Source organism: Staphylospora marina, from assembly GCF_003856495.1.
Lineage (GTDB): Bacteria > Bacillota > Bacilli > Thermoactinomycetales > Thermoactinomycetaceae > Staphylospora > Staphylospora marina.
The window spans coordinates 1,533,805-1,554,263 of record NZ_CP034118.1 but is presented as its reverse complement, the minus strand read 5'-3'; the positions used below and the strand labels follow the sequence as shown (position 1 = coordinate 1,554,263).

Below are 20,459 nucleotides of genomic sequence, written 5' to 3'. Positions count from 1 at the left end.
GTCTTTCGAGCATAAAAAAGAGCCTCTTTTCAGACAAGAGGCTCGGAAACGGCGAATTCCTTGCCTCTTATCTCGCAAAACAAGCGTTTTGCCGGATTTGGCACCGTGCCGTGCGCGGCTTCGGAAGCGTTGCCGCGGCCCTCTCCAAATCGGGAGAGTGCCCCGTCTCACGACGGTATTACGGTCGGTTGCCGGGTTTCATCGGGCCGTTTCCCTCCACCAGCTCTCGATAAGAGACCGCAAAACGATGAAGTTGTCTAAGGATTGAGAAGGCAAACAAATTTAATTCGAATAATAATGCCGAGATAAATGATCTGTCAACGGTTTTTTTGAAAAACACGAAAAAAGGAGGCTGCAAAGTGGTTGTCGGATGGGGGAGAGCGATGAAAAAAAGACGGAGCCGTCCCGGCAAGTGCTGTTTGGCGGCACATTCGCGATGCAGGGAACGGCATCCGTCGATCATTGGATGAACTCCGATCCGCTTGCCGAAATGCATTCATTCTTCGAACAAACTTCCCTGGATCGGGAGGTCCTTGCCCGGAACTTCTCCGTCCGGTCCCAACGTGATCCGGTATTCAATCCGGTTCCCCGGTGCCCCGCAAACCGGACAGCGGGGCTCTTCCGTTTGCCAAAAGGCCTGTTCCTCACCGCTGTGCCCGCACACGCCGTACCACCAGACCGAATCAACCACCTGCATCCGCCAACCTCCCGTCACCAAACATCCGGCAAGATCCCTGGAGACATGTCAGGTGTGGGGAAGAGGATGGATGTGACGGCAAATTTTGCTTCCTTATCTGCATTGTATCATTTGAAAATTAGGGTTGCACTCCAAAAATGTAAATGGTTGTCTCGTTCGTTGAAAAACCAAGATGCATTCATTCAGACGGGAGTCGCCAGTATATAAATCAGGTGGTTTTTTGAATCATGACACACACAAAAAAAGACCTCCACAGTGGAGGTCATCACGATGGGGCTTTTCTTCACCGGCAAATTTTTTTGAGCGTCTCAAGTCGGCGGTGAAATTCGGATTCCGACTCAACGGAAGGGAGCAGGGTCAGGCGTTTCACCTCCAACACCTGCAAGATCCGATTGAGTTTTTCGATGCTGATACCTGCATACTCTTTTCGTTCATCCCGGCTGACCTGTTCTTGCGACACACCCAGCAGTTTGCCGAATTGTTCCTGGGTGAGCCCTTTGTAGATGCGAAGTTTGATCAAATGAGAGCCCAGTTTGTTGATCGGGGTGGATTCGACGTCAAATTCCCCGTTGACCGCCCGTTCGTATTCTCCGACATCATGCTTGGTTCTCTCATACATCATGTTGATCTCCAACAGAGCGAGATCGATCATTTGCTGATCGTACCCTTTGGCCACCAATGCTTCTGTGAGTTCGGATTTTTTCCGCTCCAGGTTCTCCAGTTGTTTTTTCAGTCGTTTGTACTGGGCTTCGTTTTTGATTTCCATTTGGTTCACCCCTTTGTTATTATACCCGAAAAGGAACCGTACATAACATAGATGTTATGTACGGTTGTGGTTTATGGGTATGATTAACCGCAATTCAAGTTCCTTTGAAAGAAAAGGGCTCGCAAGGAGGTTACAGCCAGCGTCGGGATCTGGTCCGGCATGCAAAGCGCACATCCTTCATCAAGGCACCCTCAATAATGAAAAGGTCATCGCCATTTGCGATGACCTTTTTTCCGTTAGCCTCGTATTTTCCTTTTATGGAGAGAATGACTTCAATCTCACTGCTTGAACCGTGGAATCTACAGATTGCTTTGTTTGTTGAAAGCATAGGCAAGGGAGAAAATATTGCTGATGAGGGTCATCCGGAAGTTGGAGATGGTGAAAAACTTGTACTTGCCGAGAACCGACATTTCCACGTCTTTGAGATTGGTGCCGTAAACGATGAGGGGGACCTCCTCGTTTCTTTCGACGAGCAGTTTCGCAATGGAGATCAGGTCTTGATCCAACCTTCCGTTTGCCGGCTGATAACGGTAAATGAGAATATCGATTTCATTGTTTTCAAGCGCTTGTTTCAGTTGATCGCGATCAAACGTTTTCACTTCAATGCTTTTGATGCCGCGGCGACTGATCAAGTCGACTTCATCCGTTTTCATTTTTTCGATTTCCGCTTCGGGGCCCGTGACCCAGATCCTTGAAGAGGTGAATGTTTTCTCATTCTCGATGTTCTTTTTCAGCGCATCCAAATCTTGTCCAACATCGCGGGTGAACTGTTCCAACGTATGCAGATACTGCTCCTCCATCTGTTTCCGGAGTTGCTCCAGATCCCGGTGGTACCCTTGCAGAGCCGATTCCAATTCTTCTTGCATTTGTTTTTCGAGGAGTTCCTTTTCTTCTTCCAGGCGTTGTTGAAACTCCCGGTGCAGCTCTTTTTTGGTTTGATCCAATTCGACTTCCATCTGTTTTTTGAGATCGGCCTTGGTTTGACCGATATTGTAATAAACGATGTATCCTGCAACCCCCAACAATACCGTCAGCGTACCGGTCAGGAATTGAAACAATGTGAAAAAGGAGTCCCGTTCTTTTTGCACCAGATCCTGAAACCGGGTCATTTCCGCCTGCAAATGCTCGCGGTAATTTTTCACCTCTTCCCCGATCTCTTTCAGCAATTCCCGGTGATCTTCCAAATCGGCAACACGACTGTTCAACTCATCCAGCGAGGGAGCAGGGGATTCCGCGTATGCCAGAGTCGGCAGAATCAGCAGGAAGCACACGCAGATCAATCCCCCTATACCATGACGCCAATTCATCTCAATCCCTCCTCAACTTCACCACGGGGCATGGTTTTTTGCTGCATACCATTGATTGTAGGAAAAGGATCATCATTTGAAAAGAACAATATTTTTTTGTATATGGGAGTAATGTTCCCCGCTCTTACTGATGGAAGGGTCTCAGAATCCATATAAAGAAATGTCCTTCAGAATCCTTCTGGCAGGAGGGAATGGAGCGTGTTGATTGATTTCGAATGGTTTTATGCCATCCCTTTTTTCCTGATTTACATATTCGTGACTTGGAAGCATTCCATGTCATGGCTCTATCGGGCGATACACCTGACTTATCTTTCGTATATGATCATCCTCTTCAAACAAACTTTTTTTCCGGTGGTGATTCGACCACCTGAATACGTCATGCCGATTGGAAAGAATAACTTTGTTCCGTTCCAAAGTATTCAGGAGATCATCAGTCATTCGGTTCCCGGGGTGGCTCTCGTTCAGATTGGGGGCAACCTCCTGATGCATGTTCCGATGGGTTTCTATCTCTCCTTGTCATGGAAAAAGATCGATACACTGGGCCCAAAGCGTTGATGGTTGCTGTCAGTTTCTCACTGGGCATTGAAGTGTTGCAATGGTCTCTGACACAATTGATTGGTCAAGATTATCGGAATTTCGATGTGGATGACATCTTGTTGAATGTGACCGGTTATCTGCTCGGTTATCTGATTCTCCGGTTTTCTGTTCCGATCCTGAAGAACGTTGTCGATGTCAAACACTTGCCCAAACCAAAGACTGTTCATGAGTCCTCGAGTCGTTAACATTGGGAGGCCTGCTCTCTGCTTTTCATGACATTCGAAACTTCTTGAACGGGATTTGACGGGGAAGAGAGCCTGTTGAATCGACGGGAAGCTTCTTGTCCAAACTAACCTCCAAGCTTTGGACAGCAAGGAGGGACGTACATGTCCGATCCACGTAACCGTCAGCCGAATCAGGAGGAACATCCCCACATCCAGCCGGGAAGCGGATCTTCCCAGCCCACTTCGGTGCAAGAGCAGGTGGCGAGGGAAATCATGGCCAGACCCGCGCGGCCGGATGAGGAGTCGAAGCAGACGTATCCGGGAAGATAAGCGAAAAGAACAAGGAGCGGCAAATGACCGCTCCTTGCTTCGTTTATTTCTTATTTCACCGCCAGCCAAATTTCACACCGATAATCGTCACCGGTCACGTCTCCGCCCGGGTACACTTCCAGGATCGGCGCGCCGGCCGGCTGAAAGCCGCTGGACGGCAACCACTCCGAAAAGATTCGTCTGAAGCCCTCTTGGATGGAACGGGGAATGGCGCCCGTCACTTCAAACACGACCCATTTGGCGGCCGGGATGGTCAAGATGGATAGGCCGTCCGGCACGTTCTCAAGGTCTTTCGTTTCCGCTGCGATCCAGTAATCCATCTGTCCTTCCTGTGGCAAATCGACGCATACGCCCATCAATCCTTTCAGCTCCCCGGTGTTCAAGGCGCTCAGTCGCCAGGCCGTGCCGTCCCGGTTGACTTCCGCCCAAAACCGGGAAATCCCCTCCAATTGTGCCTCATCCACATAGGAGAATCTGCGCGGGATGCCCACGGCCTTGATTTCGTCCCTCTCCACGATTTTGTATTTCATGGGCTCGGCTCCTTTCAATGTCAACTCGATGACCAGCCGGTTGTAAGACACCAGCGGTCCGGAGTGATTTCGCGCTTCACTGGGTGTGATCCCGTGTTGTCTGCGAAACGCCTTGGCGAATGCTTCCGGAGTGTCATATCCGTATTTGAGGGCAATGTCGATCACTTTGGCATCGGTTCGGCAGAGCTCTTCGGCGGCCAATGTCAGGCGCCGGCGTCTGATGTATTCCCCGACCGTCATGCCGGTCAAAAGCGAAAACGCTCGCTGAAAATGAAACGGGGACAAATGGACATGACCGGCGACCCGGTCCACCGTCAGCGGTTCCGGCAGATGACTCTCCATGAAATCAATCGCCTTGTGCAGCGTTTCCACCCAATTCACTTCAATCACTCCTTGTTGGTCAGTGTACCGGAAGTGCTTGCCGAACACCTGTCCGTTTGTGCGCGGATTTGGCAGACGGGAGGGTCGTCATGGGAAGCGGACTTGAGCGCGTTGATTCATTCCGGTGACGGATTTGGCATCATCAGGGACCGATTTGGTCTGGAGTGTGTTGTTGGAAGAAACAGGAATTTGTCGATTCGCGCTGAAAATAATAGGGAAATCCGTTGAATTCCGCTATTTCCGGGGGAATGACATGTACGCTCGATTGTTCAGCGCCAGTGTTTGGGGCATCGACGGACTGATCGTTGAAGTGGAAGTGGATATCAGCAACGGGCTTCCCGTGTTCGACCTGGTCGGCTTGCCGGATTCGGCGGTGAGAGAAGCAAGGGAGCGGGTGAGAGCCGCCGTGAAAAACAGCGGCGCCAGCTTTCCGTTGCAACGGATCACGGTCAATCTGGCTCCGGCCTCCGTGAAAAAGGAAGGGTCCGGCTTTGACCTGGCCATCGCGATCGGCGTGATGGCCGCCAGCGGCCAAATAGAGATTCCCGAGGCGGAAGGCACGCTGCTGATCGGGGAGCTGGCCCTGGACGGAACCCTGCGTCCGCTGACGGGCGTGCTTCCGATGGTGATGGCGGCCCGCGAGCGCGGCCTGCATCGCATCCTGCTGCCCAGGGAAAACGCCGAAGAAGGAGCCTTGGTGGAGGGATTGGAGATCGTGCCGATCGCTTCTCTCTCCGAAGCGGTCCGGTTTTTCCGCAACGAATGGACGCCGGGAGATTGGCGGGAGCCGGATGCCGGGGAAGTCGCCCGGTTTGAACTGGATTTTGCCGACGTGAAGGGGCAAGCGCATGTGAAAAGAGCCATGGAAGTGGCGGCGGCCGGCGGGCACAACCTGCTGCTCATCGGACCGCCGGGTTCCGGCAAAACCATGTTGGCCCGGCGCATTCCGTCCATCCTTCCGCGCATGTCGCTTCATGAATCGCTGGAAGTGACCAAAATCTGCAGCATCGCCGGACTCATGTCCCGGCGGGGGCGATTGGTGACGGACCGGCCGTTCCGTTCGCCCCACCACACCATCTCCCAGGCCGGACTCATCGGCGGAGGGACCATTCCCAAACCGGGAGAGGTCAGCCTGGCTCACCGCGGCGTGCTCTTTCTGGACGAGTTGCCCGAGTTTTCCAAAACGGTGCTGGAGGTGCTTCGTCAACCGCTGGAGGACAGGGAAGTCACCCTGGGACGTGCCCGCGCGGTGTTCACGTTTCCGGCGGATTTCATGCTGGTCTGTTCGCTCAATCCTTGTCCCTGCGGATTTTTCGGCTATGAGGAAGACCGCTCCTGCACCTGCACGCCGCAGCAGATCCAGCGGTACCGTTCCAAAATTTCCGGACCGCTTCTCGACCGGATTGACTTGCACATCGAAGTTCCGCGCGTGGATTACAAAACATTGGCGGATCCGGCATCCGGGGAGTCCTCGGAAGAGATCCGGCGCCGGGTCAACCGGGCCCGGGACATCCAGACCGAGCGGTTCGGAAAGAACGGAGCCAAGACCAACAGCGCCATGGCCCCCGCGGACATCCGCCGTCACTGCGCTTTGGATGACGATTCCCGCAAATTGCTGAAAACCGCCTTTGATTCTCTCGGCCTGAGCGCCCGCGCGCATGACCGGATTCTCAAAGTGGCGCGTACCATCGCGGATCTGGATGAAGAGGAGAAGATCCGCGAAGAGCATGTGGCCGAGGCGATTCAGTATCGGGCGCTGGACAGGAAGTTTTGGGAATGAACGAGCAGCTGTGGAGGGGTGGTATGAAGGTGCTATTTGAATTCCTTATAGGGGTCCCGACAGAAAAATAGAAGTAAAAACCCGATTTTCAACCACGTTAAGGGTGGAAGTCGGGTTTTTTACTTCGCCATTAATTTTTTAACTTGGGGTTCTCTATATTAGAGTGGGTTCTCCACACGTGCCCAAATGAACAAGCGCCTTCACAACCATCCCGAATAAAGCGTCTCATATGCTCAACGATGATTACGACTCCTGTACCAGCAAACACAAGAAAATTAGTCTCGAAAAATTCCGCAATTCATTTTCTTTGCATTGATCCATTACTGCCTACACTGAACCTTCAAACCTTTTTCTCTTAATGCATCAATTTCTCTACGCATATCTGGCAAGCATTTCAAGACACTTGACATGAAAGGGTAAACCTCACCATCCAAGGAATAAAAAACCCACTGTCCTTGACGGCGTTTCCTTACTAACTTTGCATTTCTCAACCTACGCATGTGTTGGGAAACTGCAGGTTGGCTGATATTCAGTATCTCTACCAGTTCACAGACACACAACTCTTCCTCCTTCAACAGCGCAAGAATCTGTAGGCGCGTTTTGTCTCCAAGTGCCTTATGGCATTCCGCGAGAAGATCAATGTTCACCCTCATCACCTCATATATATAACTATATGCTTATTGACTTATATCTATGTTCTGTAATATCATATATTTAGAAAATTAATTTTATAAAAACAAGGAGGAAAAACCATGCTATCAGAAGCGTATAATACGCTTAATTCAAAATTCCAGTCTTTTAGAAATGAGGCTTTGAATAGTGGTGTATTGTCGGAAAGAGACAGAGTTTTGGCCGCCTTGGTGGCATCCATTTCTTATGAGTCTTCCGAAGAACTCCGAAAATGGATGATCAAAGCAAAACAAGTCGGGATCAGCCAAGAAGAAATAGATCAACTTGCGGCTATTTGTTTAGCAATTCACATATCAAAACTTGACTTCTTTGGTCAAGCTAACGAAATCAACCCTACGGATAGTAGCGGATCAAGTTGCTGTGTGTGATAAGACAGGAAGGAGGATTATGATTGGCTGGTGAGAAGGAAAAAGCCGTTGTAATTCTAGGAACTCGAGATGAAGAATGTGAAGAAATAAATCTGGTAAAGGAATTGGGTTATAAATCGGTTTTGATCAACAAACATATTGGATTCAAAGAAGCTTTGTTGTCTGACTATCCCTTGGAACTAGATCTAAACGATGAAGATGCTGTTATTTCCAAAATTCTTGAGCTACAAAAGCGTTTTGAACTGGTAACTGTATTTACATTGAATGAATACCGCGTACCTTTGTGTGCGAAATTGTCAGAGAAATTAGGGGTCTCGACAGCCGTGTCGTACAATGCGGCATTGAATTGCCGCAACAAGAAACTAACAAGGCAAATCCTTGCCCAATCAAAATGGCCGGTTCATTACAAATTGATCAAACATGAAAAAGAGTTGCTAAATGTAGTCGATGAATTTGATTTCCCAGTCATTGTAAAACCATCAGATGAATCTGCAAGTAGTCTGGTGGCCCGATGTGACAGCTTGGATGAAGCATGGGAGGCTGTGGCTGCCATTCGAAAGCGCGAGAAAAACTTGGTGGGACAAGATAGTGATTCTGATATTATCGTTGAAGAATATCTGGAAGGTGCGGAATACAGCGTCGAAGCTTATACGATTGCAGGAAAAACGCAAATAGTAGCAATTACAGAAAAGTTAACGGCCGAATTTAATCCTGCGGTGGAAGTAGGACATATTGTACCGGCTGTCCTGTCTCCTCAGACGGAGGAGGAGATCAGGGAGCTAGTTAAGGAAACACTGGCTTTGCTGAATGTAGAATATGGAGTTACCCATACGGAGGTTAAATTGACAAAAAAAGGTCCGCGAATTATAGAAGTGAATGCAAGACCAGGCGGTGATCACATACCGGATTTGGTCAAAGCAACGACTGGGATTGATTTAAGAAAAGTATCTCTTTGGATCGCTTTGGGTGTGAGCAAAAGTAACCTTCCGATCGAAGAGAAAGTTGCCAATTATGCAGGGATTCGATTTTTAGCTGCGGAAAGATCTGGAATGGTTTTTTTCAATCAGTTCCCCCCATGCAAAGTGGAACGTCAAGCAATATTTGTAAAATCTGGTCAATCTGTTTCGGCTACGACTAGCAATCTTAACCGCTTAGGCTATTTTATCGTTCATGCTTCGAAGTATGAAGAACTCAGGGGAAAGATGCAAGTGATTTTGAATGAAACTGATCTAAGGATTCAATCAAAGAATGATTAGAAGAGATTATTTAGTCTATAGATAAACGAGGAATTAAGGGCTCTGAAAAATATCAGAAAGTTTATCTTGTAGGAACAAAATTGATATCTCACCTATATTCTTTGAGCTTCAGGGAGGAAAACATGAAAATTCTTTTGGTTTCCACTTTTGAGGGAGGCTTTCAACCGTTCACTGTTGCATCAGCTGCGACACCTCTTATAAAAGCCGGATTTGATGTATCTGTATTGGATACGTATGTCGAAGGACTACGAGAAGATCGTTTTTTGGACAAAGATCTGGTTGCAATCTCCGTTCCATTGTTTGATCCAGTACATGCAGGCGTCGAAGTAGCCAAGTTCGTTCGAAAAATCAACCCTGATGCGCACATCACGTTTTTTGGGCAACATGCAACGATCCAAGCAACACGGCTTGCAGGAAAATACAGTAATACTTGTATTTGTGGTGAATGGGAAAGACCGCTTGTTGCCTTGGCAAGATCTCTTTCTGGTGAAGAAGTTGTTGATTTTTCCGGAATCCTTGCGGCGGAGCAGGCACTTCAAGGAAAAAACATCCATCCTTACATGTTACGGGATCATCTGGACGTACCTTTTCGCCACCTGTTACCTCCGTTACATAAGTATCCACAGCCTCAAGTGGAACGATTGACGGGATCAAAGCAAATTGTAGGTTCAACGGAAATAGCAAGAGGATGTCACCATAAGTGCTTGTATTGCTCGGTTTTCGCTGCTTATGGCGGGAAGGTGATTCTTGTTCCGGAAGAAATCGTCATTCAGGATGTACGTAACTTGGTCGAAATGGGAATGACTCATCTCACATTCATAGACGCGGACTTTTTCAATGCGAAATGGCATGGAATTCAGATTCTCCGTAAGTTGAACCAAGAGTTTCCCCACCTGACCTTTGATTTTACAACCCGCGTAGATCATATCCTTGAAAACAAGGATACATTAAGAGAAATGGCTAAATTGAATGTTCGCTTTATTACTTCTGCACTTGAATTCCCCTCAGAAGAAGTACTGGATGCAGTCGCAAAAGAAACTACTGTTGATGATATTAAGGAAGCCATTGCGTTCTTAAGGGAGATTGGGATTCGCCTAAATCCGACGTTTATTATGTTCAACCCTTGGACAACGATGGAAGACCTTTCTGTTTTCAGAGCGTTTGTCGATGAAAACGGTTTGGATCAAATCATCGACCCGATTCAGTACGAGACGCGGCTGTACCTCTACAAAGGATCTCCTCTTCTTAATAAAAAATCTATTCAAGAATTAGAACTGATAGAACATGAGTTTCATTATGAATGGAAACATCCTGATCCTCAAATGGACGAGCTTTATTCATCCATGCAGACTCCTGCCGAGGAAGGTGTTTTTAAGCGTTGTTGCTTGAAGTGTTAGTTTATTTGTAACTTTGTAGCTTGTTGTCACTTACCTTAATAAAGGAGGGAATTGGTTGAAGACGCGTTTGGTGTTGCTGGGGGGATTTTTGGGAGCTGGGAAAACGACGACAATGATCCGTGCCGCCAAAGAATTTATGACTCGAGGGCACAAGGTTGCAATTGTGACAAATGACCAGGGAAAAGAATTGATTGATACGGAACTGGCTAAAATTGATGGACTGAATGCAAAAGAAGTAACAGGAGGATGTTTTTGCTGTAAATTTGAGGATTTGTATACGGAGTTCCATACTCTCAAGGAAGAGGTACAGCCGGAGATCATTATTGCCGAAGCAGTAGGAAGTTGTACAGATTTGGCCGCAACTGTTATCCAACCGTTAAAGAAGTTTTACTCGCATGAATTTGAAGTCTCTCCGCTCAGTATTGTTGTTGATCCAGCTCGTTTGCGGAATGAGATTGAAGATCAGGGCGGAATCAAGTTTTCGTCCTCAGTCAGTTATATCTTTGAGAAACAGCTTTCAGAAGCAGATATCATTTTGTTGAACAAAGTTGACCGATACACCCAGGAAGAGATCAACAATTTGAGTCAATATCTGAAGTCAAGATACCCTCTTGCCATGGTTCATACCATTTCCGCCCATCTTGGAGATCATTTTGATGAACTTCTTGATTTGTGGCTTACCACAACGATGGCGGGAGATAAAATCCTGGATATCGATTACGAAGAATATGCGAAAGGCGAAGCCCAACTTGCATGGTTGAATGTTTTTGGTGATCTGAAGCGCAAGAACGGACAAGTTTTTGATCCGAGGACATGGGCAGAGATTTTTCTAGGTCAATTAAATGAGCATTTTATGAGGGAAAAGATAGCCATCGCTCATTTGAAGATTTATATCGGAAACGACAGTGGATATGTAAAAGCCAGTATGGTTCATACTGGAGACGAACCTGTCTACACAGTGAAAGAGCCTGAGCTGTCCAGTGATTATCGGGTTGTGATCAACATTCGAATGGAATCTTCTCCTGTATTACTTGATCTTGCAGTGAAGGATGCATTGATGGCTGCCAATGGAAAAGCGGAAACGAACTGGCAGGAAACATATCATGAATGTTTCAGCCCGTTGCCTCCCAAACCGGTATATCGTTTATCAGGCAAGCATGAATGATCGGAGGTTTCAACAAGATGGAAAAACAGTTGTTGATTGAAATCCTTCCAAATATCAGCCGATCTTCAGAGGAATGTTGTGAAACAGATGTTGAACCTGGGGAGTCATGTTGCGAATCCAATGACAAAGGATCCGATGAAAAAGAGCTGATTTCTCTTAAAGAACGCTTGAAACAACAATTGCCCGATGCAACTATCCATCTTTATAACTATTCGCTACCAATGGATCGGTGGATGGCACGAAAAAAACTTGGAGAGATTCTCAAGGAGCGAGGTTTTAAGCATATTGGCGAGGATCCGGATGACAGCATACTTTCCATTGTCACACCAGCCATTATGTTGAATGGAGAGTTAATTAGCTTCGGATCGAATGTGGATCAGATTCAGATTGATGTGATTCTGGAAAATTTGGTTTAGACGATGCTGTTAATAATTGGAGCCGGTTGAATAGAGGGCATATTAACCGGCTCCTATTTAAAATATAGAAGTATTGGGGGTAAAATAAAAATGAACAGTCCCACGATAGAAAAAAGAAGAATTGCATTAGAAGAAAAGTATTTGAGCAGCATTACAAAGAGTCCGCTGACAGGAATCGTCATTGCAACTCTAACTACATTCGTTTTCATTGCAACAGGATTACTGCCGTATCAAACATTGGAGACTGTTATCGGATTCATCATTGTGGCTTGGCTGGCAGTTGAGAACGGTGGAAACGATGTTTCAAAAGGGGTTGCTCCCCTGGTTTCATCAGGGGCGGCCAAAGAGATTGTTGCACTCGTTTATGGTTCGTTGGTTACAGCAGTTGGCGGTTTCCTATCGATTTATTTGGGAATCAAATTATTGAAGCTGTTCACCGGTGGGATCATAGGAGCTAATTATAAAATTACTATCGTGATGGCTTTGGCTATGGCAGCCGGTGCAGCGCTGTGGGTTGCTTTTGCAACGCGATTTTCCTTGCCTGTTTCTACGACTCACGCTATCGTGGGGGCAGTGGTCGTCGTTGGCACGGTTACATACGGCTTTTCAAGTGTGGTTTGGAGTAGTTTGATTCATAAGGTGGTATTACCTCTTATTCTCAGTCCGGCACTCGGATTGAGTATCGCTTGGCTGCTGATGTACGCAATTTCATTATTGAAAATTCCCGAGAATGCGAGTAGAGGTTTAACTTGGATTTCCAGTGGAGCCATTTGTTTCGTCCGGGCTGTAAATGATACACCAAAGATCGTTGCTATTACAGTTTTGGTGGCAATGCTTCCAAGTGATGTTCGACAAACAGACTCACTACTCCCAATGTTTTTGCTAGTGACTGTAGCAATGGGAATTGGCAGCTTGGTTAAAGGTTTGTCGGTCACTAGACTTCTATCGAACAAAGTAACTCAATTAGATAATTACAGTAGTGTGTCAGCTGTCCTGACTACGACTGCATTGGTTTTATCTTCCAGTCAAATGGGCCTCCCCGTTTCCACTACTCATGTTTCCACTTCTGCAATTATTGGAGCAGGTGTCCGGAAAGGCAGACAGGCAATTAATTGGATCGTGGTACGCGATATGGTTCTTTCGTGGTTGGTAACATTGCCAGGTGCCGGGCTTTTGGGTGCGATTGCATATTACATTTTAAGAATCTTGATAAACTAAATTGTTGTAAATAAGTTTTTTCCTTCGCACTCTATTTGATATGCGAAGGATTTTACAGAATTTTTTGTCATAGGGCAGTCATCGAAAAGCTGATTCCACCAGTTCTAAATCAATCAGGAGGTTCTCACCCATGACAAAAAGGATCATATATTTTTTATGTACTGGTAACTCTTGCCGCAGTCAGATGGCTGAAGGATTTGGAAAGAAATACTTAGGTGATCGATTCGAAGTGTACAGTGCAGGAATTGAAGCACATGGACTAAATCCAAGAGCAGTCAAAGTAATGGCTGAAAAAGGTATTGATATCTCCAATCAGACATCTGATACCATCGACCCCGAATTGCTAAATAAAGCGGACTACGTTATCACACTCTGTGAGGATGCAAAAGATAAATGTCCGATGACACCTCCTCACGTTCACCGTGATCATTGGCAATTTGAGGATCCAGCAAAAGCCCAGGGAACGGAAGAAAAAGTGTGGGAAATATTCCGACGGGTCAGGGATCAGATCGAAGAACGGATTCTTCGGTTTGCCGAAGAAACAAAGAAGTACTAAAACCGATCATACAACCTCTCATTGTGGTGTGTACCTCTCCAACCAGCGATCAATTCCGCGTTCAAACGAGTTGGGTGACTGAACGGATCTGTTGAATGCCCCTTCAAACTTTCAGGTGTACAGTTTGAGCGAAACATCAATTAGGTCAGAAAATCTAAATAGGGAAACCGCACCTTTAACTGGTGCGGTTTAATCTATCTACTCTAACAAACACTTTTCCATCGCCATCACATCGACGAATCGGTCATCCAGTTTTCCTTGGTTCCGAAAAACCCCTACTTCCCGAAAGCCTAATTTTCGATACAAACCTTGTCCAAGAATATTAAAGGGAAAAGTAAACAGAATCATCTTGTGAAAGCCGTTTTCCTTCGCCTCTTCCTCCAATGCCCGTAAAAGCCGGGAACCGACTCCTTTTCCTCGCCAAGAACGATCGACATACACGGAAATTTCCGCTACACTTGCATAAGCACACCGATGAGAGTACGGATTGAGTGAAGCCCATCCTTGGACTTCACCTTTGAGCTCTGCCACCAGAACAGTGTATCGAGGAGATCGTTGGTGGAACCATTTGTACATCTCTTCCCAGGTTTTAGGATGCTCCTCCAATGTGGCAATCCGATCCGCAATCCCTTGGTTGTAAATATCTAAAATACGTAAAAGATCTTGTACAGTTGCTTCTCGGATTAACCATAGTGAACTCATTCATCTCACCAGCCTTATTGAAAGTTAAAAACCTTTCCTCGCTGTGAAAGCAAGGAAAGGCCCAATGTAGGTATTATTCAGAACTGCAGCATTGATTGTTTTGTTGCTGCACTTCCTCGATTTTTACATTGCAACATTGATTGTTTTGTTGCTGCACTTCCTCGATTTTTACTTCGCAGCAGGTGCTTTCCTTTTTTCCTAACAATTTTTTTATTAGTGACATAATTAATATCACCTCCTTAAATAATGTAGAACAGGAATCCAGAAAGAGTTGCCATGACTATGACGGATACAACAAACGCAATAATAAGTCTTCTTTGGAAAATAGAATAAAGCAGTGTGATTTCTGGTAAGCTTGCTCCGGCGGAACTAATCATTAGTGCCATTACTGGCGCGATTGCCATTCCTTTGGTAATTAGAATCTGTGATATGGGAATCATCGTTGAAAGTCGTATATATAGTGGGATACCTATCAGTGCTGCTATAGGTACAAGCCACCACTGTTCTCCTCCAAAGAAGGAGGAAATCCATTCGGTTGGGACATATCCTTGGATGAAAGAACCGATACCAGCACCAATCAGTAAGTACGGATAAACTGATTTCATTAAATTAAGTGTTTCTTTTAGTGCGTTTTTAAAACTAAATTTTGTTTGCATTTCTTTGTAACCTGTCACAATTACCTTTTTGACTGCACTCTCATACCCCAATTTCTCAAGAGTAAGCCCGATGATCACAGATAAAATGGATGTGATGATGGTATAAGAAACTGCTACTTTTATTCCTAGTAAAGCACTCATAAGCGTAATAATCGTTGGGTCCAAAACAGGAGAGGAAAATAAAAATACCATGACGATCCCAAAACGGACCTTATTGTTTAACAAATTTACGACTATAGGGACAGTTGAGCAAGAGCAAAAAGGGGTGATGAAGGCAAATACAAGAGCGGCTATAACACCGATTGTTGTGTTTTCGCCAGATAAGTACTTCTTTATATTTTCGTATGGAATCAGTCCTTGAAGGAAACTAATGAGAAATGAGATGGCAAGGAACAGAACGGTAAGTTCAATGGCAAGCGATAAAAAATTTTGAAATACCTCTAATAACATGTAAGTCCCTCTTTTACTTGTAAATTGCAATTATAAAGAGCATATTAGCGCATTGGATGACAACATGCCTTTGACTTTTTCATACATGAATTTAGAAGCTTAATGGAGTGCAAAACTATCATTTTTTCAAAATCACTCATATACCCAAACACTTCATTCAAATACTGATTCATTTTTTGATCAATTATATTAGCTACGTACTTTCCTTCTTTCGTAAGAGAAAGAATAGTTACTCTTCGATCTTGTTCGTGCGGAGTTTTTTTTACTAAATTCATTTTTACTAAAGATTGAACTTGCCTACTAAAGGTTGTAATATCAATGCCTAATGTGTCTGCAATTTGTTGCATGGATGGATTTAGTTGACGATCAATTTCGTAAAGAATATGACTTTGTACTAATGAAATTTCATAGTCTCTTACACTGCAACAATTTTTATTTAGGAAACCAAAACGACGAGTCAATATTTGAAATAACTCACGAATATTCTCCAAGACCTTAACACCTCAAAGTCCGCTTGTCTGATTATTTGCATTTTGCAAGTAATTGGTTAACTTAAGACTACACTATAGTATTTAGTCTGTCAAGAACCTAATTAAGCAATGAGGTTTACTTTTTTGCCGCCGTCACTGCGCTTTGGATGACGATTCCCGCAAATTGCTGAAAACCGCCTTTGATTCTCTCGGCCTGAGCGCCCGCGCCCATGACCGGATTCTCAAAGTGGCGCGTACCATCGCGGATCTGGATGAAGAGGAGAAGATCCGCGAAGAGCATGTGGCCGAGGCGATTCAGTATCGGGCGCTGGACAGGAAGTTTTGGGAATGACGTCAGCCGAAGCATCATTCGGAACGTGAAAAGACGCAAACCGGTCAGTAAAGACCGGAAACACCGGTGGCGGCTTTCGGTTTCATGATTCCCGAAATGAGGATGCGGGATTTTGTACCGGGAAGTCGTGAAGATGAATCCGTTTATGCAGATGCTTCCGAAGCATCTGTTTTTTTGTTCCGAATGGTCTTTACGGATGGGTGACGGTGGGACGAACGTTGCATCCAAAAGTGCACTTTTCACGTCAACAGGGTTGAGTGAGGAAGGTTCCGCAATGGGGGAAGGGAGCGAAAAAATGAAGAGGATCTCGCTGATGGTCATGACATGGGTGCTCGGTGTTGTGTTTCTGGCCGGATGTGCCGGGGAAAAGGAAGCGACTCCCTTGCACTTGTCGGCTGAATACGTTGTCGGCAAAGATCTGAACGCATTGACTTCCAACGCGGAAGTGATTGTGGTGGGGTCGTATGGGAAGCACCTTTATTCATACAACGGAGCCGGAAACGTGAACGATCCCGGTCAGGAACATCCCGATTTGTACAGTGAAGTGAAAGTGTATGATTTCAAGATCGAACAAGTCCTCAAAGGAAATGTCCCTGAACACATCGAAGTCAATCTGCCTTATTCCGAGCAGATCGATGGGCTGAAAGACGAAAACGGCAATCCCATCAAGTTGACGATCAGGAAAGGTCCGTATTTTGAGCCTGACCTTTCGCGAAAAGTCATTTTGTTTTTGAAAAAAGACCCGTTCAGCAAAGGGTATTCCATCGCCATGCATCCTTATCAAATCGTGATCGACAAAGACGATCGGGCGCATCTCAAATTGCCGAAGGAGAATGAGAAGGTCGAGGCGGTTGATGAACAAGGAAAGATCTATCACATATACAGCGAAGGATTTGACTTTGAGGACCATGTTTCCGGAAGAGCCTCCGGCGACGTGATTGCTGAAATCAAACAATACAGCGGGGAGTAAGCCGACAATCATCGAGAGTAAAACCGTCGGCAAGCTTCATCAAAAAGATTCAGGCCTCCTTCCGATTGGGGAAGGAGGCTTTTTTCGCGGGAGCCCCTCAGGGATGATGGTGGCCAAAACGGAAGAGGGGGATGTCCGGACATCGCGTCCGTTTGCCGCGTACGCGTGCGGCTTGTTGGGGTTGAACGGGTCATTCGTTCCCGGCAGTGAATTCGTACGCCCGCTCCACCCGGCACACCCGGGTGAAAAAGCGTTCATACCAATCGGAACGGCCTTTTTCCCGGGCCAGTGTGTGTTCGGCGTGTTCTCTCCAGCGGCGAATGGCTTCTTCCGATTCCCAGTACGAGACGGTGATACCGAATCCGTTTGGATCGCGCACGCTTTCGACTCCCAGAAAGCCGGGCTGTTGCTTCGCGAGCTGTACCATGTGTTCCGCAGTACGGGCGTATTCTTCCGCCTCTTTTCCGGTTCGAAGCGACGTGAAAATCACGGCATAGTAAGGAGGCTTCGGTGTGCGGGCGAAGGACATGAGAATCTCTCCTTTCCAAACATGCAGGCACCCCGCGCCGGATGATGGAACACGGGGTGCCTGTGGGGAACAACAAACCGAGGGACTGTTTTTTACAATTGCAATGATAACCAACAGTCGGCAAATTTTCAACAAACAAAACAAACCAGGTGGAACGTTTCGGCCATGCCGCTGAGCGTTCCCGGGTTTTGATTTTTTATTCAAAAATAAACTAATTTTATATAATGTTCGCACATTCGTTTATGAGTGTTGTGGAATATCATAATTGGACGGAAAGGAGGAGATGACGGATGACGTATCTGGTTGCGCTCGACGACGGACACGGCATGCAAACCGCCGGAAAGCGGACGAAGCCGATTCCGCAGTTGGGAGGACGGGTGATCAAAGAGAACGAGTTCAACCGCCAATTGGTGAAGCTGTTGGACGTCGAACTCAAAAGGTGCGGTTTCCGGACGCTCCTCGTGGCCCCGACGGACGAGGACACCCCGCTGTCGACACGTACGAAAAGGGCCAACGACGCCGGCGCGCATTTGTATGTATCCTGTCATTACAATGCCGGCGGAGGCCAGGGGATCGAGACCTATCATTATCCGGGAAGCCGTGAGGGGGAGCGGGCGGCGAAGCTCATTCACAAGGAATTGTTGGCATCCGGTGTGCCGCGAAAAGACCGCGGGGTGAAGTCGGCCAATTTTCAGGTCTTGAGAGAAACCAAAATGCCGGCGGTCTTGATCGAGTTCGGATTCATGGATGATCCGGGGCTGAGTGAAGCCGCGCAGATGCTCGATCCGAAAGTCCAAAAAGCGTTTGCCGTGGCGACGGCCAAAGGCATCTGTGCCTATTTCGGCGTCAAGTATGTTCCTGAGAAGCCGCCTTCGCCGCCGAAACCGATGTACCGGGTCATCGTGGACGGAAAAGTGGTGGTGGACACCGCTTATGAACACAAGGTGGCTGCGGCCGTGGAGGAAGCGGTGAAAAAGGGAGTTACGGAAATCATCATTCGAAAACGTTGATTCATGAGAGGTTCAGCGTCATGCCCGTTGAGTCCAGGGCAAATCGGGACCGGTGTATGACGGATTTGAAATCCGTTTCGGCGTGTGTCTTCGGGAGGAAGGCACACGCTTCTTGTTTCACGGGGCTGGCAAACTTGGGGAGAGTCATTGTATAATTTTTGAATAATGCTTGGCGAAAGGTGTGTCAGAATGGCAGAGAAAAGATTGATCCCCCAGAGCGAGGATTTTTCAGGTTGGTATATTGACGTGATTCGAAAGGCCGATCTGATGGATTACGCACCTGTGCGCGGGTGCATCGTGTTCAAACCGGCCGGTTATGCCCTGTGGGAAGCCATGCAAAAGGAACTGGATGCGCGGTTCAAGGAAACGGGGCATGAAAACGCATATTTTCCGCTGTTCATTCCGGAAAGCTTCTTTGAGAAGGAAAAAGAGCACGTGGAAGGCTTCAACCCCGAATTGCCCTGGGTGACGGAAGCAGGCGGTGAAAAGCTGGAAGAACGGTTGGCCGTCAGACCGACCTCCGAAACGATCATCGGGCACATGTTCTCCCGCTGGATCCAGTCGCACCGGGATTTGCCGCTTTTGATCAACCAGTGGTGCAGCGTGGTTCGTTGGGAAAAGCGGACGCTTCCGTTCCTGCGCACCAGCGAGTTCCTGTGGCAGGAAGGACACACGGCCCACGCCACGGAGGAAGAAGCGCGGGAAGAAGTGGCCCGGATGCTGGAGATCTATGCCACGTTCGCCGAAGACGTGCTCGCTATTCCGGTGATCCGCGGCGAAAAGACGCCGTCCGAAAAATTTGCCGGAGCGGTGCAAACGTTTTCCATCGAAGCCATGATGAAGGACGGAAAAGCCCTGCAAGCGGGAACGTCCCATTTCATGGGGCAAAACTTTGCCAAGAGCTTTGACATCAAGTTTGCCGACCACAACAATAATCTGGAATACGTACATACCACCTCGTGGGGATTGAGCACCCGGATGATCGGAGCGCTGATCATGGTGCACGGCGACGACCACGGATTGGTGATTCCGCCGCGGATCGCCCCGGTTCAGGCCGTGATCATTCCCGTCGGTCCGAAACAAGAGCGGGAGCGGGTGGTGGAAGCTTGCCGGAAGTTGGAAGGCGAACTCCGCGCGGCCGGCATCCGCGTGAAACTGGATGCCAGGGAGCAATACAGCCCGGGTTGGAAATTCAACGAATACGAGCTCAAGGGAATTCCGGTCAGGATCGAACTGGGGCCCCGCGATTTGGACAAGGGACAGGTGGTGCTTGCCCGTCGGGATACGATGGAGAAGTCGGAGGCGGCGATGGAAGGACTGGCCGGGCATCTTTCCGGCTTGCTGGAGGAAATCCAGAAAAACATGTTCCGCAAAGCCAAGGCGTTCATGGAAGAAAACTCCCATCGGGCCGAGACGCTGGACGAGCTGTCCCGGGTCATCTCGGAGAAACGGGGCTTCGTGCTCGCCGGCTGGTGCGGGGACGCGGGATGCGAAGCCGAAGTCAAGCAGGCGTGCGGTGCGACCAGCCGCAACATTCCGTTCGATCCGCCGGAAGTCATGAGCCGCTGCGTGACGTGCGGAAAGGAAGCGAAGCACTCCGTCTGGTTTGCCAAATCGTATTGATGCATGAGAAAACCGGCCTCTTATTGAAATGGAGGCCGGTTTTTCTTGTTTTTCCGTCTTCACGGCGGAACCGCTGCCG

Annotated in this window: 23 protein-coding genes, 1 pseudogene and 1 riboswitch; of the genes and pseudogenes, 15 read left to right on the top strand and 9 right to left on the bottom strand. The window is 47.5% G+C overall.

The annotated features are described in order from the left end of the window. Positions 1-64 precede the first annotated feature (64 nt). Positions 65-236, bottom strand: a riboswitch (SAM riboswitch). Between the two features lie 260 nt (positions 237-496). From EG886_RS07770 to EG886_RS07760, 3 genes are all read right to left on the bottom strand, one after another. Beyond that, a complete protein-coding gene (locus EG886_RS07770) occupies positions 497-697 on the bottom strand; it encodes a hypothetical protein (RefSeq protein ID WP_124727603.1) in 201 nt (66 codons plus the stop codon). Between the two features lie 283 nt (positions 698-980). After that, positions 981-1,463, bottom strand: a complete 483-nt coding sequence (locus EG886_RS07765) for a helix-turn-helix domain-containing protein (protein ID WP_124727602.1) — start codon at positions 1,461-1,463, stop codon at positions 981-983. A gap of 299 nt (positions 1,464-1,762) precedes the next feature. Further along, positions 1,763-2,770 carry a hypothetical protein gene (locus tag EG886_RS07760; protein ID WP_124727601.1) on the bottom strand — a complete coding sequence of 336 codons (1,008 nt, stop codon included), beginning with the start codon at positions 2,768-2,770 and terminating at the stop codon, positions 1,763-1,765. Between the two features lie 198 nt (positions 2,771-2,968). Between EG886_RS07760 and EG886_RS07755 the strand changes: the two genes are divergently transcribed. The 3 genes from EG886_RS07755 to EG886_RS13735 all read left to right on the top strand — a co-directional run bounded on the left by EG886_RS07755 (position 2,969) and on the right by EG886_RS13735 (position 3,861). After that, positions 2,969-3,325, top strand: coding sequence for a VanZ family protein (locus EG886_RS07755; protein WP_124727600.1), 357 nt, complete (start codon positions 2,969-2,971; stop codon positions 3,323-3,325). Further along, positions 3,289-3,552: a VanZ family protein gene (locus EG886_RS14115; RefSeq protein WP_124727599.1), complete on the top strand. Its 264-nt coding sequence runs from the start codon at positions 3,289-3,291 to the stop codon at positions 3,550-3,552. The genes EG886_RS07755 and EG886_RS14115 overlap by 37 nt, the downstream gene beginning before the upstream one ends. Before the next feature lie 141 nt (positions 3,553-3,693). Then, positions 3,694-3,861: a hypothetical protein gene (locus EG886_RS13735; RefSeq protein ID WP_164491726.1), complete on the top strand. Its 168-nt coding sequence runs from the start codon at positions 3,694-3,696 to the stop codon at positions 3,859-3,861. Between the two features lie 50 nt (positions 3,862-3,911). On the opposite strand, the gene EG886_RS07745 is transcribed toward EG886_RS13735, so the two are convergent. Continuing rightward, a complete protein-coding gene (locus EG886_RS07745) occupies positions 3,912-4,772 on the bottom strand; it encodes an AraC family transcriptional regulator (RefSeq protein ID WP_124727598.1) in 861 nt (286 codons plus the stop codon). A gap of 253 nt (positions 4,773-5,025) precedes the next feature. On the opposite strand from EG886_RS07745, the gene EG886_RS07740 reads away from it, so the two are divergent. Further along, the gene (locus EG886_RS07740) at positions 5,026-6,552 is read left to right on the top strand and encodes a YifB family Mg chelatase-like AAA ATPase (protein ID WP_124727597.1); all 1,527 of its coding nucleotides are present in this window, start codon (positions 5,026-5,028) and stop codon (positions 6,550-6,552) included. A gap of 320 nt (positions 6,553-6,872) precedes the next feature. Here the strand turns inward: EG886_RS07740 and EG886_RS07735 are convergent, their stop codons facing one another. Next, positions 6,873-7,205 (bottom strand): ArsR/SmtB family transcription factor, encoded by a 333-nt coding sequence (locus tag EG886_RS07735; protein WP_124727596.1) that lies wholly within the window; start codon positions 7,203-7,205, stop codon positions 6,873-6,875. Between the two features lie 99 nt (positions 7,206-7,304). On the opposite strand from EG886_RS07735, the gene EG886_RS07730 reads away from it, so the two are divergent. The 7 genes from EG886_RS07730 (at position 7,305) to arsC (ending at position 13,618) form a co-directional block, all read left to right on the top strand. Continuing rightward, complete coding sequence (locus EG886_RS07730) at positions 7,305-7,610, top strand: carboxymuconolactone decarboxylase family protein (RefSeq protein ID WP_124727595.1); 306 nt, start codon at positions 7,305-7,307, stop codon at positions 7,608-7,610. A 23-nt stretch (positions 7,611-7,633) separates the two neighbouring features. Next, positions 7,634-8,866: an ATP-grasp domain-containing protein gene (locus EG886_RS07725; protein ID WP_124727594.1), complete on the top strand. Its 1,233-nt coding sequence runs from the start codon at positions 7,634-7,636 to the stop codon at positions 8,864-8,866. Positions 8,867-8,988: 122 nt separating this feature from the next. After that, complete coding sequence (arsL, locus tag EG886_RS07720) at positions 8,989-10,263, top strand: arsinothricin biosynthesis radical SAM protein ArsL (RefSeq protein WP_124727593.1); 1,275 nt, start codon at positions 8,989-8,991, stop codon at positions 10,261-10,263. A 55-nt stretch (positions 10,264-10,318) separates the two neighbouring features. After that, complete coding sequence (locus tag EG886_RS07715; protein ID WP_124727592.1) at positions 10,319-11,428, top strand: GTP-binding protein; 1,110 nt, start codon at positions 10,319-10,321, stop codon at positions 11,426-11,428. A 17-nt stretch (positions 11,429-11,445) separates the two neighbouring features. Then, a complete protein-coding gene (vcpD, locus tag EG886_RS07710) occupies positions 11,446-11,844 on the top strand; it encodes an ArsD-related vicinal cysteine protein VcpD (protein WP_124727591.1) in 399 nt (132 codons plus the stop codon). Between the two features lie 90 nt (positions 11,845-11,934). Next, a complete protein-coding gene (locus EG886_RS07705) occupies positions 11,935-13,062 on the top strand; it encodes an inorganic phosphate transporter (protein WP_124727590.1) in 1,128 nt (375 codons plus the stop codon). A gap of 130 nt (positions 13,063-13,192) precedes the next feature. Then, complete coding sequence (gene arsC, locus EG886_RS07700) at positions 13,193-13,618, top strand: arsenate reductase (thioredoxin) (RefSeq protein WP_124727589.1); 426 nt, start codon at positions 13,193-13,195, stop codon at positions 13,616-13,618. Between the two features lie 198 nt (positions 13,619-13,816). Here the strand turns inward: arsC and EG886_RS07695 are convergent, their stop codons facing one another. The 3 genes from EG886_RS07695 to EG886_RS07685 form a co-directional block, all read right to left on the bottom strand. Further along, on the bottom strand, positions 13,817-14,320 hold the full coding sequence (locus EG886_RS07695; protein ID WP_124727588.1) for an arsinothricin resistance N-acetyltransferase ArsN1 family A: 504 nt from the start codon (positions 14,318-14,320) through the stop codon (positions 13,817-13,819). 239 nt (positions 14,321-14,559) lie between these two features. Beyond that, positions 14,560-15,426 carry a permease gene (locus EG886_RS07690; RefSeq protein ID WP_124727587.1) on the bottom strand — a complete coding sequence of 289 codons (867 nt, stop codon included), beginning with the start codon at positions 15,424-15,426 and terminating at the stop codon, positions 14,560-14,562. 44 nt (positions 15,427-15,470) lie between these two features. After that, a complete protein-coding gene (locus tag EG886_RS07685) occupies positions 15,471-15,917 on the bottom strand; it encodes a MarR family winged helix-turn-helix transcriptional regulator (RefSeq protein WP_124727586.1) in 447 nt (148 codons plus the stop codon). A gap of 127 nt (positions 15,918-16,044) precedes the next feature. Between EG886_RS07685 and EG886_RS07680 the strand changes: the two are divergent. Beyond that, positions 16,045-16,248 (top strand): annotated as a pseudogene (locus EG886_RS07680) (magnesium chelatase subunit ChlI family protein); the annotation flags it as partial. A 313-nt stretch (positions 16,249-16,561) separates the two neighbouring features. Beyond that, positions 16,562-17,218 carry a hypothetical protein gene (locus tag EG886_RS07675; RefSeq protein ID WP_124727584.1) on the top strand — a complete coding sequence of 219 codons (657 nt, stop codon included), beginning with the start codon at positions 16,562-16,564 and terminating at the stop codon, positions 17,216-17,218. Positions 17,219-17,408: 190 nt separating this feature from the next. On the opposite strand, the gene EG886_RS07670 is transcribed toward EG886_RS07675, so the two are convergent. Beyond that, positions 17,409-17,747, bottom strand: coding sequence for an antibiotic biosynthesis monooxygenase family protein (locus EG886_RS07670; protein WP_124727583.1), 339 nt, complete (start codon positions 17,745-17,747; stop codon positions 17,409-17,411). A 290-nt stretch (positions 17,748-18,037) separates the two neighbouring features. Between EG886_RS07670 and EG886_RS07665 the strand changes: the two genes are divergently transcribed. Next, positions 18,038-18,757 (top strand): N-acetylmuramoyl-L-alanine amidase family protein, encoded by a 720-nt coding sequence (locus EG886_RS07665; RefSeq protein WP_124727582.1) that lies wholly within the window; start codon positions 18,038-18,040, stop codon positions 18,755-18,757. Between the two features lie 189 nt (positions 18,758-18,946). Continuing rightward, positions 18,947-20,380, top strand: a complete 1,434-nt coding sequence (gene proS, locus EG886_RS07660) for a proline--tRNA ligase (RefSeq protein WP_124727581.1) — start codon at positions 18,947-18,949, stop codon at positions 20,378-20,380. The last annotated feature ends 79 nt before the right edge of the window (positions 20,381-20,459 follow it).